General features: G+C 66.4%; 11 protein-coding genes and 1 tRNA gene. 8 read left to right on the top strand and 4 right to left on the bottom strand.

Annotated features, from left to right (window positions below):
* Window positions 1-136: 136 nt before the first annotated feature.
* Window positions 137-613, top strand: coding sequence for a GAF domain-containing protein (locus tag GGR46_RS04305; RefSeq protein WP_183994860.1), 477 nt, complete (start codon window positions 137-139; stop codon window positions 611-613).
* Window positions 614-678: 65 nt separating this feature from the next.
* Here the strand turns inward: GGR46_RS04305 and GGR46_RS04300 are convergent, their stop codons facing one another.
* Both GGR46_RS04300 and GGR46_RS04295 read right to left on the bottom strand, forming a co-directional pair.
* Complete coding sequence (locus tag GGR46_RS04300; protein WP_183994858.1) at window positions 679-1062, bottom strand: hypothetical protein; 384 nt, start codon at window positions 1060-1062, stop codon at window positions 679-681.
* Window positions 1059-3041, bottom strand: a complete 1983-nt coding sequence (locus GGR46_RS04295) for a putative bifunctional diguanylate cyclase/phosphodiesterase (protein WP_183994856.1) — start codon at window positions 3039-3041, stop codon at window positions 1059-1061. Before GGR46_RS04295 ends, GGR46_RS04300 begins: the two co-directional genes overlap by 4 nt.
* 59 nt (window positions 3042-3100) lie before the next feature.
* On the opposite strand from GGR46_RS04295, the gene moaA reads away from it, so the two are divergent.
* The 3 genes from moaA to GGR46_RS04280 all read left to right on the top strand — a co-directional run bounded on the left by moaA (window position 3101) and on the right by GGR46_RS04280 (window position 5013).
* Window positions 3101-4099 (top strand): GTP 3',8-cyclase MoaA, encoded by a 999-nt coding sequence (gene moaA, locus GGR46_RS04290; protein ID WP_183994854.1) that lies wholly within the window; start codon window positions 3101-3103, stop codon window positions 4097-4099.
* Complete coding sequence (locus GGR46_RS04285) at window positions 4096-4866, top strand: NAD kinase (RefSeq protein WP_183994852.1); 771 nt, start codon at window positions 4096-4098, stop codon at window positions 4864-4866. The genes moaA and GGR46_RS04285 overlap by 4 nt, the downstream gene beginning before the upstream one ends.
* 72 nt (window positions 4867-4938) lie before the next feature.
* Window positions 4939-5013 (top strand) — tRNA-Asn (locus GGR46_RS04280).
* 160 nt (window positions 5014-5173) lie between these two features.
* Here the strand turns inward: GGR46_RS04280 and GGR46_RS04275 are convergent.
* On the bottom strand, window positions 5174-5890 hold the full coding sequence (locus GGR46_RS04275; protein WP_183994850.1) for a sensor histidine kinase: 717 nt from the start codon (window positions 5888-5890) through the stop codon (window positions 5174-5176).
* 277 nt (window positions 5891-6167) lie between these two features.
* Here GGR46_RS04275 and GGR46_RS04270 point away from each other — a divergent pair, with 277 nt between their 5' ends.
* The 4 genes from GGR46_RS04270 (at window position 6168) to GGR46_RS04255 (ending at window position 9578) form a co-directional block, all read left to right on the top strand.
* Window positions 6168-7250, top strand: a complete 1083-nt coding sequence (locus tag GGR46_RS04270) for an AraC family transcriptional regulator (RefSeq protein ID WP_183994848.1) — start codon at window positions 6168-6170, stop codon at window positions 7248-7250.
* A gap of 69 nt (window positions 7251-7319) precedes the next feature.
* Window positions 7320-8336 carry an adenosine deaminase gene (locus tag GGR46_RS04265; protein WP_183994846.1) on the top strand — a complete coding sequence of 339 codons (1017 nt, stop codon included), beginning with the start codon at window positions 7320-7322 and terminating at the stop codon, window positions 8334-8336.
* A complete protein-coding gene (locus GGR46_RS04260; protein ID WP_343057994.1) occupies window positions 8333-8845 on the top strand; it encodes a phosphoribosyltransferase in 513 nt (170 codons plus the stop codon). The genes GGR46_RS04265 and GGR46_RS04260 overlap by 4 nt, the downstream gene beginning before the upstream one ends.
* Before the next feature lie 121 nt (window positions 8846-8966).
* On the top strand, window positions 8967-9578 hold the full coding sequence (locus GGR46_RS04255) for a CC0125/CC1285 family lipoprotein (RefSeq protein WP_183994844.1): 612 nt from the start codon (window positions 8967-8969) through the stop codon (window positions 9576-9578).
* 487 nt (window positions 9579-10065) lie between these two features.
* On the opposite strand, the gene secA is transcribed toward GGR46_RS04255, so the two are convergent.
* Entirely contained in the window at window positions 10066-12807 is a 2742-nt protein-coding gene (gene secA / locus GGR46_RS04250; protein WP_183994842.1) for a preprotein translocase subunit SecA, read from the bottom strand.
* Window positions 12808-12859: the final 52 nt, after the last annotated feature.

Genomic DNA, 12859 nt, shown 5'->3' with positions numbered 1-12859 from the left:
TTCAGGGTGAACCAATCAGAGCAGGGCTGCGTACTTGGCCGTGACGGAAATGATTGAATCTGGCGTGACCCCAAATGGGGCCGCTCGTGGGGAGCTGGGCTTGAGGGAGCCGGATAGTTTCGACCAACGCCGATTGTTGACCGAAGCTATGGCTCGCCTCTCGCGCGCCTCCTCGATCGACGAGCTGGTCACCGTATTGCGGGAATGTGCGCGCAAGATCGCGCGCTGCGATGGCGTGACCGTCATCCGGCGCGAGGGGAATCTCGTTGCCTATATCGCCGAGGATGCGCTGACCCCGCTCTGGACCGGCGAGCGGTTTCCGATCGAGAACTGCATCTCCGGCCTCGCCATTATCGAGGCGCGGCCGATCCATATCCCGGACATCTATGCGGATCCGCGCGTGCCGGTGGACGCCTATCGCCCAACCTTCGTGCGCAGCATGTCGATGTTCCCGATCGGGCTGATGGGCCCCAGCATGGCGATGGGCGCCTATTGGGCAGAAGCCGGCCCGGCGGATCCCACCGTCACTGCCCTGCTCGGCAGCCTGGCGCGCTATGCCGGCGTCACGCTGGGCCGCGTCACCGAAGGCCGCGGCGCCGATCCGGCGACTTAGTCGCCAGCGACACCCAATCGCGCAACCCCGCTCCGATCCCCCCGTCAGGGAGAGGAATATGCAGCCTAAAGCGCCAGCCGCTCCTCGATCTCCTCTTCCAGCTCCTCGATCGAGAATTTCTCCCGCTCCATGCTGAAACCGCCGGCGGTGCCGTCGTCGATCTTCCAGTTGCCGCTCGCTTGCGTGCCCTGGTCGTCCACGCCGCCTTCGTAGAAGACCGCGTGGTTCCGGCGGCCGCGATACTGCTTCACGAACTGGACTAGCCCGCTGCTGCGCCGGCCGGCGACCGAAGCGCGACGGACTCCGCCCCGCCCGTCCGGCTCGCTGATCGAGCCCGAGAACACGCCGCCCGATTCCTCCAGGACGGCGATGAAGCCGCTGTCCTGGTCGCCGCCGCTGCTCGCATAACGGCCGTACCAGACGCCGCTCATGTCCCGCGGATCGCTCATGCGCGGCTCACCAGCTGGGCGAGCGCCGGCACATCGACCGGACCGGCACACAGGAAGCCCTGGAAATACTGGCAGCCTTCCTTGGCGAGCAGATCGAGCTGCTCGGCCGTCTCCACGCCTTCCGCGACCACGGCGAGCCCCAGCGACCGCGCCATGTCGATCACCCCGCGCACCACCACCCGGTCGCGGTGCGAGCCGGTGATGTCCTGGCTGAGCTTCTTGTCGATCTTCAGATAATCGAGCGGCAGCGCCTTCAGATAGGCCAGGCTCGAATAGCCGGTACCGAAATCGTCGATCGCCACCCGGCATCCCGCCGCACGCAACAGGGTGAGTACCCGCGCCGCCTCGCCCAGATCGGACATGATGCCGCTCTCGGTCAGCTCCACGGTCAGGCGATTGCGCGGGAAGCCGCTCGCATCGATCCGGCCGAGCAGCGCGTCGACAAAGCCCGACCGCGCGACATCCGCGGCGGTGACGTTGATCGACAGGCGCAGCTTGCTCAGCGACATCGGCCAGTTGGCGGCCGCGGCGAGCGCCCGGCGCTGGACATGGTCGGACAGCGTCGCGTCCAGCCCTGCCCGCTCGGCCGCGGCGAACAGCGTGTCCGCGCCCAGTTCGCCGAACTCGGGATGGTTCCAGCGCGCCAATGCCTCGACCCCGACGATCTGCCCGGTGGCGATCGAGACCTGGGGCTGGAACAGCACGCCGATCTCGCCGCGCTCCAGCGCGCGGTGGAGATTGTCGACCAGCGAGTCGATCGGCGGTGCGCCCTTCTCCAGCGGCACGTCGCCGAGCAGCATCTCGCTCGCCCGGCGGAGCAGTGCCGCGGCATTGTCCCCGGCCTGGCTCTCGCTCGTCACCAGCCGCGCACCGAGGGGGGCGATGTCGCCCCCCGCGACGAACGGCCGGGCCAGCGCATCCTCGAGCCGCGCCAGCGCCGTGCCCATCCGCGCCGCATCGGCGTCGTCGCTGGCGACCAGGAATTCCGATCCACCGATCCGCGCGACGATCGCGCCCTTGCCCAGCGCCTCGCGCGCCACGTCGCCCACCCGGCGCGAGACGCTGCGCAGCAGCTCGTCACCCACGTTGCGGCCATAGGCGGTGTTCACCGTCTCGAACCGCGTCAGCCCGATCAGGATCACGCCCACCTTGCCGCCTTCGGCCAGACGCCGGTCGATCCAGCGCCGCGCGCTGGGCCCGTCACGCGCGCCGGTGAGGGCATCGCGCACCGCGGCATTGGCGTCGGGCGCCACGCCCAGCGCCTCCACCAGCGCGTGCAACCTGTTGGTCTGCGCGTCATATTGCAGGTGCTGCACCACCCGCCCCACCCCGGCCAGGTCATGCGCAAAGGCGGTTGAGGGCGTTTCCGCACCGAGCCGGCGCAGCGCGCTGCGTGCCAACGGCCGGTCCGCGGGGTCCAGCCGGGCGAAGAAGCTCCGGGTGCCGGGCGCCTCGGGCAGGCCGAGCAGGCTCGCCAGCGCCGGGGTGAGCTGAAGCGAGCGCATGCCCGGATCGAAGCGCCAGCCCAGCGGCTCGGGCGGCCCCTTCTCCTGGCCATGCCATCCGGAGAGCCGCTCGACATGGCGCTGGGCGAAGCGAATCGCATGCGCCATCGCCGCCGAGGACATCGGGCTCGACAGGAAATGCGTCGCCCCCGCATCGAAGAAATGGCGCATGTGCACCGTGTCGCTCTGCGAAACGAGGATCAGCATCGCCGCGCCATGCGCCTCGATCGTCGCGCCCAGCACCTTGGACGCATCCAGCCCCTCGGACAGCGCGCCCCGCGCGTCGATCACCGCGACGGCGGCGCCGCTCGCCAGGAAGCGCCGCTCCAGCGCATCGGAGCGCCGCGCCGCGACTACCCGCCAGCCGCCCCCCGCCGCGGCCGCCGCGACCTCGTCGCGCTGGCGGAAGCTGAGGACGAACACCGGTGCCGCATCAGCGTTGGCGCTTTCGATGACTGTGAAATCTTCAGACATTCCGCTCTCGATAACGCGAACGCTTGCCCGCCGCTATCTTCAAGCTTACCTGCTCTTACATGGCAGCCGCGCCCGCCTTGATCGACGCACATGGCCGCGCGATCCAGTATTTGCGCATTTCGGTCACGGATCGCTGCGACCTGCGTTGTCGTTATTGCATGTCGGAGAACATGCGCTTCCTGCCGCGCAACGAATTGCTGAGCCTCGACGAGCTGGCGCTGGTCGCCGATCGGTTCGTCGCGCGCGGCGTGCGCAAGATCCGCCTCACCGGTGGCGAGCCTCTGGTGCGCAGCGACACGCTCGACCTGGTCCGCCGCATCGGCAGCCATCTGGGTGGGGGCCTGGACGAAGTCACGCTCACCACCAACGGCACCCGGCTCGCCGAGCATGCCGGCGCGCTCGCCGATGCGGGCGTGCGCCGCGTCAATGTCAGCATCGACAGCCGCGATCCCGCGACCTTCCGCCACATCACCCGGTACGGCGACGTGGCGAAGGTGCTGGCGGGTATCGATGCCGCGCAAGCCGCCGGCCTCGCGGTCAAGCTCAACATGGTCGCGCTCAAGGGCCTGAACGAGGATGAGATCGCCCCGATGCTCGCCTGGGCGACCGAGCGGGGCCTGGACCTCACCCTGATCGAAACGATGCCGCTCGGCGAGATCGACGAGGACCGCACCGATCGCTTCCTGCCGCTCACCGGCGTCCTCGCCGATCTGCGCGCTCGCTTCGAGCTGCTTCCCGATACGCACCGCACCGGCGGCCCCGCGCGCTACTGGCGCGTTGCGGGCAGCACCACGCGGCTCGGCCTGATCACCCCGCTCAGCGCCAATTTCTGCGACGGATGCAACCGCGTCCGCCTCGCCACTGACGGAAAGCTCTATATGTGCCTCGGCCATGACGAGGGCGTGGATCTCAAGGCCGCCTTGCGCGACCATGGCCCCACTGGCCTCGACGACGCGATCGACGGTGCGCTGCGGCGCAAGCCCGCACGCCACGACTTCCGCATCGCCGCCGGCGCCGCTCCGGCCACGCGCCGCCACATGAGCGTCACAGGCGGATGAGCCTGCTCCGCGCGCTTTTCGCATCGCCCACCGAACCTGCCCAGCTCGCCGCAGACGAGTTGCGCGAGGCCTATGACTGGGTTCCGCTCGAAGAAGCCGAAATCATCGTCGCGCTCGGCGGCGACGGCTACATGCTCCAGACGCTGCACACGCTGCTCGAGAGTCGGCGTAACCTCCCCGTGTTCGGCATGAACCTGGGCACGATCGGCTTCCTGATGAACGACTGGCGGCGCGAGGGGCTCGACGAGCGGCTGGTGCGGGCCAAGCCGTTCAAGGTCAGCCCGCTCCGCATGGAGGCGGTCAACGCGATGGGCGAGCGTTTCGAGCTGCCCGCGATCAACGAAGTCTCGTTCCTGCGCGAGACGCGCCAGACCGCGAAGCTCGAGATTACCGTCAACGATCGCGTGGTGCTGCCCGAGCTGGTCTGCGACGGCATGCTCGTCGCGACGCCGGCCGGATCGACCGCGTACAATCTCTCGGTGCAGGGTCCGATCCTGCCGCTCGGCTCGGGAATGCTGGCGATGACGCCGATCAGCCCGTTCCGCCCGCGGCGCTGGCGCGGGGCGATCCTGCCCGACAAGGCGCGCATCGCGATTCGCGTGCTGGAAGCCGACAAGCGGCCGGTCAGCGCGGTCGCCGACCAGCGCGAAGTGCGCGACGTGGCACGCGTCGAGATCGGAATCGACCATCACCGCGACCTCACCTTGCTCTTCGATCCCGAGCATGCGCTGGATGATCGCATAACGATGGAACAATTCGTCGCCTGACCCCTTGCAATCCGCGAAAACCCGCGGCATAGCGCCGCCTCCGCCGCGGTTCACCGCGCGGAAAGATGGTGATCCCTGATAGCTCAGCGGTAGAGCTCTCGACTGTTAATCGAGCGGCCGTAGGTTCGAATCCTACTCAGGGAGCCACCACAACCCTCTGAAAATAAAAGAATTTCCAAATCGTGACGCATTTGTGCGGACGCGATCTTCGTCATGTCCGCGGCATGGACTCGCACGAAAAAGCCCCGCCCGTGGGGGAACGGGCGGGGCTTCGGGGCCTGGGGGACAGGCCCTCGGGGGGAAGGCTTCAGATGAACTCGGGGCCGCGCGGCAGCGTCAGTACGAAGACGGCGCCCTCGCCCGGCTCGGACGGCTCGATGGTCAGCGTGCCGTCATGCGCATCGACGATCGTCTGCGAGATCGCCAGGCCGAGGCCGGTGCCATCGACCTTGGTACTCACCATCGGCTCGAACAGATGCTCGCGAATCGCCGGGGCGACGCCGAGACCGGTATCGGCGACGCGGATGCGGATGCGGCCGCCTTCCGTCCAGGTGGTGATCTCGATCCGACGGACAGGGCTGTCCCACATCGCCTGCGCCGCGTTGAGCAGCAGGTTCGACAGGACCATCTCAAGCTGGATGCGATCGCCCAGCACGCAGGTCGAGCCGGGCCCGAAGCTGCGGACGACTTCGACATCCTCGAGACACGACAGCCGCGCGCTCACCGCGTCGAGCATCTCGGCCAGGCATTCGGGGCGGGCGTCGATCGCGCCCGTCTTCACGAAGGCGCGCATGCGCAGCACAATGTCGGAGGCGCGCGCCGTCTGGGCCGCAGCATCCTCGATGAAGCCGAGCAGCTGCTCAAGCCCGTGGATCCGCTGGCGGATCACCGCCGCGCAACCCTCCATGTAATTGCTCGCCGCCGTCAGCGGCTGGCTGAGCTCGTGGGCCATCGCCGCCGCCATCGCGCTCATCGCCGTCAGGCGGGCGCGGGCATCCGGCTGCCCCGGGGCGCAGCCAACCATCGGCGAATCATTTGCGGGAAAAAGAATCGACTCGGTCGTCGAACTCAACCTGTTACCGCTATCAACATCGCGCCTAACGGCCGATGTCCCATCGAACCCCATATTATTTTCTCCGTGCCCCGACCGGTTCCTGCCCAGGAAACCGGTATCCCAATTCTCTTTATGACGAGCTGCGCCAAGCTGCTTTGCATTTCACGCCAAGCACTTGGCAGTTCACGACACGCTGCATAAGATTCGTAATGTTCCGGATGCACTCCGGGCATGGGGAGGGACCTGCATGACCTCGGGACGTGCAGCGATACTGACGAACTATGTCTCGGTCGCCCTCGAAGTTGGCCTCGATCCCTATCGTATTCTCGCCGACACCGGCGTCAGCCCATCGCAATTACGCAATCCGGAGGAGCGGCTGCCCCGCGGCGTGATCGCCTCCATCCTCGAGCGTTCGGCGATGGAGGCAAACTGCCCGCAATTCGGGATGCTGATCGCAGAGCGCCGCGACCTCTCCTCGCTCGGCCCCGTCAGCCTGGTCGTCCAGCAACAGGAAACGCTGGAGGACGCGATCCGCGTCCTGATCCGCTACCAGCACCTGCTCGGCGACCTGCTCACCTTCCACCTGGAGGTCGAGGGCGACAGCGCGATCGTACGCACCCAGATCGTCAGCAACATCGATTTCGTGCCCCGCCAGGCCCATGAAGCGGTGGCGGCGATCCTGTCGCGCGCCTTCACCGAGGTCGGCGGACAGGCCTGGAAACCCGAATGCCTGCACTTCATGCACGGCGCCCCGCGCTCCCTCGAAGTGCATCACCGCGTGCTCGGCTGCCCAGTGATCTTCGGGAGCGACGTCAACGGCGTAGTCTACAACCGCGAAGCGCTGCAGGCACGCAATCCGGGGTACCGCTCCAACCTCGCAGCCTATGCGAACAGCTATTTCGAGGCGCAATTCCCCTCGGCCCCGCCCCTTACCGAGACCGATCGCACCCGCCGGGGCCTGTATCTCCTGCTCGCATCGGGCAATGCCTCGATAGAAAGCGTTGCCCGCCAGATCGGCATTTCCCCGCGCACGCTCCAGCGCAGGCTGGAGACCGAAGGAACGGGTTTCAGCGCAGTGCTCAACGGCGTGCGGCGCGAGCTGGTGGTCCGCCACCTGCTCAACAACGTCCAGTCCGTGGCGACCGTGGGCGAAATGCTCGGTTATGCCTCTCCCGCCGCCTTCACGCGCTGGTTCACCTCCGAGTTCGGCATGTCGCCCAGCGCCTGGCGCCGCTCGGCCCATGACGACCCGCCATCCCCGCCGTCTCCGCCCCCGGAGGACGCCCCTCCCCCGGCCGGCGTAGCAGGGATCAATGCGCCGCATCCGTAACCCCGAAACGGACGTACCACTCGCACCGCTCCCCTTGCGACTCCTCCCCGCGCCTGCGATGTTCCGCCGATGCACGATCTCGACGCTTTCATCGCCGGGCTGCCCAAGGCCGAGCTCCATCTGCACATCGAGGGCAGCCTCGAGCCCGAGCAGATGTTCGCCTTCGCCCAGCGCAACAATGTCCCCATTCCCTTCGCCTCGGTGGAGGAGGTGCGCGCCGCCTATGAATTCTCGAACCTGCAGGACTTTCTCGACATCTATTATGCCGGCGCCGACGTGCTGCGCACCGAGGAGGATTTCCGCGACCTCGCCCTCGCCTATTTCGAGCGGGTGGCGGAGGACGGCGTGGTCCATGCCGAAATCTTCTTCGATCCGCAGACCCACACGCATCGCGGCATCCCCTTCGGCGTGGTCGCCAACGGCCTGCTCGCCGGCATGGACGAGGCCGAGCAGCGGCTGGGCATCTCCTCGAAGCTCATCCTCTGCTTCCTGCGCCATCTCGACGAGGAGGATGCGTTCAAGACGCTGACCCAGGCCCAGCCCTGGCTCGACCGGATCGCCGGCGTGGGCCTGGACTCCTCGGAAGTCGGCCACCCGCCTTCCAAGTTCGAACGCGTCTTCGCCGCCGCGGCGGCAATGGGCCTGAAGCGCGTCGCCCATGCCGGCGAGGAAGGCCCGCCCGCCTATGTCCATGAGGCGCTCGACCTGCTCGCGGTCGACCGGCTCGACCACGGCAATCGCAGCCTCGAGGATCCCGCACTGGTCGCCCGGCTCGCTCGCTCGTCGATGACGCTCACCGTCTGCCCGCTGTCCAACGTCAAGCTGTGCAACGTCGCCTCTGTCGACGTCCACCCGATCGACCGGATGCTGGAGCTCGGCCTGCGCGCCACGGTGAATTCCGACGACCCGGCCTATTTCGGCGGCTATGTCGCAGACAATTACCGCGCGATCGCCAGGGGCCGCGCGCTCAGCAAGCGCGACCTGGTGACGCTGGCGCGGAACAGTTTCCTCGGCTCGTTCCTTTCGGATGAGGAAGTCGCCACGCATCTCGCCCGGGTTGACGCCTATGCGGAGGAACACGCTTGAGCATCGTCTTCACCCATTTCACCCATGACGAGATGGTCGCGGGCATCCATGCCATTGCGGAAGCGGCGGAGCCCTGGACGCCCACCCTGCTCGTCGGCATCGGCCGCGGCGGGCTGACTCCGGCGGTGTTCCTGTCGCACCGCATGGGGCTTCCGCTGGTCTCGATCGACCATTCGACCAAGATCGCCCAGTTCGGCGAGGAACTGGTCGCGGTGCTCGCGAGGCGGACCCGGGACGGCGACCGGCTGCTGTTCGTCGAGGACATCAACGACAGCGGCAGGACGATCGGCGAAATCCGCAACGCGCTCGCCGCCGAAGGCGCCATCGCCAACCGCATCCGCTTCGCCGTGCTGCTCGACAATGTCCGTTCCTCGCAACGGGTCGATTACCGCTCGCGCCAGATCGATCGATCGATCGACAAGGACTGGTTCGTGTTCCCCTGGGAAGCCATGGCCCCACGCGAGACGCTCGCGGTGGAAGCAATGGAAGTCCCCGAGCGGCTCGCATGAAATCGAGTTCATTCACTTGCCGTCAATCGCGGATATGACACGCTCCGTCGTGGACACATACCCAACGGCACGCGTTCGTTCCGTCATAGCAGTGCCCAGAATTTTTAAACTTGGAGGAACCATGTTGAGAACTCCCAAGCGCCCTCGGTTCGCAGCGCTTGCTCTCATCCTCGCCGGCAGCATCTCGCTGTCCGCCTGTATGACCGCGACCCCCTATCAGCCCGCGACCGGCGCGGGCCCGACCAGCCGCAACGGCTATTCGGACACGCAGATCGAAGGCAATCGCTTCCGCGTCAGCTTCGCGGGCAACAGCCTGACCGCGCGTGAGACGGTCGAGCGCTACCTGCTGTACCGGGCGGCCGAGCTGACGCTGCAGCAGGGCTTCGACTATTTCGTGCTCGCGGATCGCGATACCGAGAAGAAGACCGACATCGTCCGTACGCCGGGCGCATGGGGCGGCCCGGGTTGGGGCGGTGGCCCCTGGGGCTATTGGAGCCCGTCCTGGCGCTTCTATCGCGGCCCGCGCTGGGGCTGGCGCAGCTGGGATCCCTTCTATGACGATCCCTTCTGGCGCGATCGCGACTGGGATTATCGCACCGTCACCCAATATGAGGCGATGGCCGAAGTGGTGATGGGCAAGGGCCCCAAGCCCAGCGACAATGTCCGCGCCTTCGACGCGCACGAAGTGGTCAATCGCCTCGGCCCGTCGATCCAGATGCCGTCGCCGAAGTAAGCGGGCATCAGAAATCCTCCTGCACGCGTGGGAGAGACTAACGGAAGGGAGGGCTGACCAGCCCTCCCTTTTCTTTTGTCCTCCCCAAAGCCCTTCCAACACCAGCTGCAAGTGCGACTCGTCAAAGTTCACCAAGTTCACGCCAATGGCGGTTTTCGCGGCACCCTAAGTTGACACAATTCCCGGCAGCGCCGCGCATCTCGCAACATTCTTGCGAGCGCGTGATCCTATTTTTCCAACGAAATCAAAGAGCAGCCAGCCCCAAGGCCAGCTGCGCGAGCCGAGCAGACGAAATCCTACATTGCAAGGTTCTCCGGCGAAGGCCGGGGAGCACGGGCATATGAAAGGCAGCTCGCCTCAAGAATCTTCATCCCCGCGCAGGCGGGGATCCAGGGTTACAGGCGGCGTCGCCCTTGGCTCTGGATCCCCGCCTGCGCGGGGATGACGGAATATTGAGTAGTGGCGGGCCTGAGGCCCGCCCCTGATCTCAGGCCACCTGGCCGTGGCAGTGCTTGTACTTGTTGCCCGAACCGCACGGGCACGGGGCGTTGCGGCTGACCACGCCTTCCCATTGCGACGGATCGGTACCAAGATCCTCGGTCGAAGGCTGGGGAATGCCCAGCTGCGACAGGCGGGTAGTGACCAGGCCGGCGGCGCCAGCGTCATAGTCATAGGTATCGTCCTCGCCGGTCAGCGGGTCGATGTGCGTGGTCAGGAAGTCCGGCAGCTCCGGCAGCTCCGGCGCCGGATCCATGCGGAACTGGGCGAAGGCGAGCGTGCGGGTCACGTCCTCGCGGATCTGGCCGAGCATGCGCTCGAACATCGCAAACGCCTCGTGCTTGTACTCGTTGATCGGCGTCTTCTGGGCGTAGGCGCGCAGGTGGACGACCTGGCGCAGCGCGTCGAGCATCGCGAGATGCTCCTTCCAGTGATGATCGAGATTCTGCAGCAGGATCGACTTCTCGACCTGGCGCCAGGTCTCGACCTCGAGATCGGCCGACTTGGCCTCGACGAGCTTGTCCGCGGCCTCGCGGATGCGCTCCTCGACGATCTCCGGCTCGATCTGCGCCTCGTCCTTGATCCACTGGTCGACCGGCGCTTCGACGTTGAGGGTGCCGAGCACCTTCTCCTTGAGCGCATCGACCTTCCACTGCTCGGGATACGAGCCGTGCGGGCAATATTCGCCGACGATCGCGTTCACCGTCTCGGCCCGCATGTCGGCAACGACGTCGCCCACGGTCTCGGCGTCCATGATGTCCGCGCGCTGCTCGTAGATGACCTTGCGCTGGTCGTTCATCACGTCGTCATATTCGACGACCTGCTTGCGGATGTCGTAGTTGCGCGCCTCGACCTTGCGCTGCGCGGTCTCGATCGCCTTGGACAGCCACTTGGAGCCGATCGCCTCGCCGTCCTGGATGTTGTTGCGCATCATCTTGGCGAACAGCGTGTTCGAGCCGAAGATGCGCAGCAGGTCGTCGTCCAGCGAGAGGTAGAAGCGGCTGAGGCCCGGATCGCCCTGACGGCCCGAACGGCCGCGCAGCTGGTTGTCGATGCGGCGGCTCTCGTGACGCTCGGTGCCAAGCACGAACAGGCCGCCGGCCTGCTTCACGCGCTCCTTCTCGGCCGCGATCTCGGCCTTGATCTGCTCGATCGCGGCATCCTTGGCCGGGCCCTCCTCCATCTCGGACAGCTCGTCATGGACGCGGAACTCTAGGTTGCCGCCCAGCTGGATGTCGGTGCCGCGGCCCGCCATGTTGGTGGCGATGGTCACCGCGCCGATGCGGCCCGCCTGCGCGACGATGTGCGCTTCGTGCTCGTGTTGGCGTGCGTTGAGCACGCTGTGCTCGACGCCTTCCTTGTTGAGGAAGTCCGAGAGCATTTCCGACTTCTCGATCGAGACGGTGCCGACCAGCACCGGCTGGCCCTTGGCCGAATGCTCCTTGATCTTCTTGGCGATCGCCGCGAACTTTTCCTCGAGCGTCTTGTAGAACTCGTCTTCCTCGTCGACGCGCTGCACCGGCAGGTTGGTCGGGATCGTGACGACGTTCATCTTGTAGATGTCGAAGAATTCCGGCGCCTCGGTCGCCGCGGTGCCGGTCATGCCGCCCAGCTTGGGGTACATGCGGAAATAGTTCTGGAAGGTGATCGAGGCGAGCGTCTGGTTCTCGGGCTCGATCGCCACCCCTTCCTTGGCTTCCACCGCCTGGTGCAGGCCATCCGACCAGCGGCGGCCATCCATCATGCGGCCGGTGAACTCGTCGATGATGACGACCTTCTCGTCCTTCACGATGTAGTCGATGTCGCGCTTGAACATCACGTTCGCGCGCAGCGCCTGGTTCAGGTGGTGGACGACCTGGGTGTTCTCGAAATCATAGAGATTTGCGCCCTGGAGCAGGCCGGCCGCCTCGAGCATCCGCTCGACGCGCTCGGTGCCATCCTCGGTCAGCACGATGGTGCGCTGCTTCTCGTCCTTCTCGTAATCCTCGGGGACGAGCTGCTTCACGACGACGTCGACGCCCATGTAGAGCTCGGACTTGTCGTCGGTGGGGCCCGAGATGATCAGCGGCGTGCGGGCCTCGTCGATCAGGATCGAGTCGACTTCGTCGACGATCGCGAAGTTGAACGGGCGCTGCGTCATCGAGGCGCGCTCGTACTTCATGTTGTCGCGCAGATAGTCGAAGCCGAACTCGTTGTTCGTGCCGTAGGTGATGTCGGCGGCATAGGCCTCGCGGCGCTGATGGTCCGACAGGTTCGGGATGATCACGCCCGTGGTGAGGCCGAGGAAGCGGTAGACGCGACCCATCCATTCGGCGTCGCGCGAGGCGAGATAATCGTTGACGGTGACGACGTGGACGCCGTCGCCCGGCAGCGCGTTGAGATAGGTCGCGAGCGTGGCGACCAGCGTCTTGCCCTCGCCGGTGCGCATCTCGGCGATCTCGCCGCGGTGGAGCACGATGCCGCCGACCATCTGCACGTCGTAGTGGCGCTGGCCGAGCACGCGCTTGGCCGCCTCGCGCACGGTGGCGAAGGCTTCGGGGAGCAGCGCGTCGAGCTTCTCGCCATTCGCCAGGCGTTCGCGGAACTTGACGGTCTGGTTCGAAAGCTCCTCGTCGCTCATCGCCTGCAGCGCAGGCTCGAAGCCGGCGATCTTCTGCACGATGCTGCCGAGCGACTTCACGTAACGATCGTTCGAGGAGCCGAAAAGGGACTTGGCAATGCCGCCGAGCATGGGTTTTCCAGTCTAAATCTAGGGTGGTCGGACGGGCGCGCCGCTGCGGCCG

This window comes from Sphingomonas kyeonggiensis, assembly GCF_014196745.1.
Classification (GTDB): Bacteria; Pseudomonadota; Alphaproteobacteria; order Sphingomonadales; family Sphingomonadaceae; genus Sphingomonas; species Sphingomonas kyeonggiensis.
Note: the sequence above shows the minus strand (reverse complement) of the source record. Positions and strands in the feature narration are given on the sequence as shown.

Excerpts from the sequence above, each read along its gene's own strand:
- GGR46_RS04265 (WP_183994846.1), top strand. The coding sequence starts at position 7,320 with ATGCACGATCTCGACGCTTTCATCGCCGGGCTGCCCAAGGCCGAGCTC.
- GGR46_RS04300 (WP_183994858.1), bottom strand. The coding sequence starts at position 1,062 with ATGAGCGATCCGCGGGACATGAGCGGCGTCTGGTACGGCCGTTATGCG.
- secA (WP_183994842.1), bottom strand. The coding sequence starts at position 12,807 with ATGCTCGGCGGCATTGCCAAGTCCCTTTTCGGCTCCTCGAACGATCGT.
- GGR46_RS04285 (WP_183994852.1), top strand. The coding sequence starts at position 4,096 with ATGAGCCTGCTCCGCGCGCTTTTCGCATCGCCCACCGAACCTGCCCAG.
- moaA (WP_183994854.1), top strand. The coding sequence starts at position 3,101 with ATGGCAGCCGCGCCCGCCTTGATCGACGCACATGGCCGCGCGATCCAG.
- GGR46_RS04275 (WP_183994850.1), bottom strand. The coding sequence starts at position 5,890 with ATGGTTGGCTGCGCCCCGGGGCAGCCGGATGCCCGCGCCCGCCTGACG.
- GGR46_RS04270 (WP_183994848.1), top strand. The coding sequence starts at position 6,168 with ATGACCTCGGGACGTGCAGCGATACTGACGAACTATGTCTCGGTCGCC.
- GGR46_RS04295 (WP_183994856.1), bottom strand. The coding sequence starts at position 3,041 with ATGTCTGAAGATTTCACAGTCATCGAAAGCGCCAACGCTGATGCGGCA.
- GGR46_RS04255 (WP_183994844.1), top strand. The coding sequence starts at position 8,967 with ATGTTGAGAACTCCCAAGCGCCCTCGGTTCGCAGCGCTTGCTCTCATC.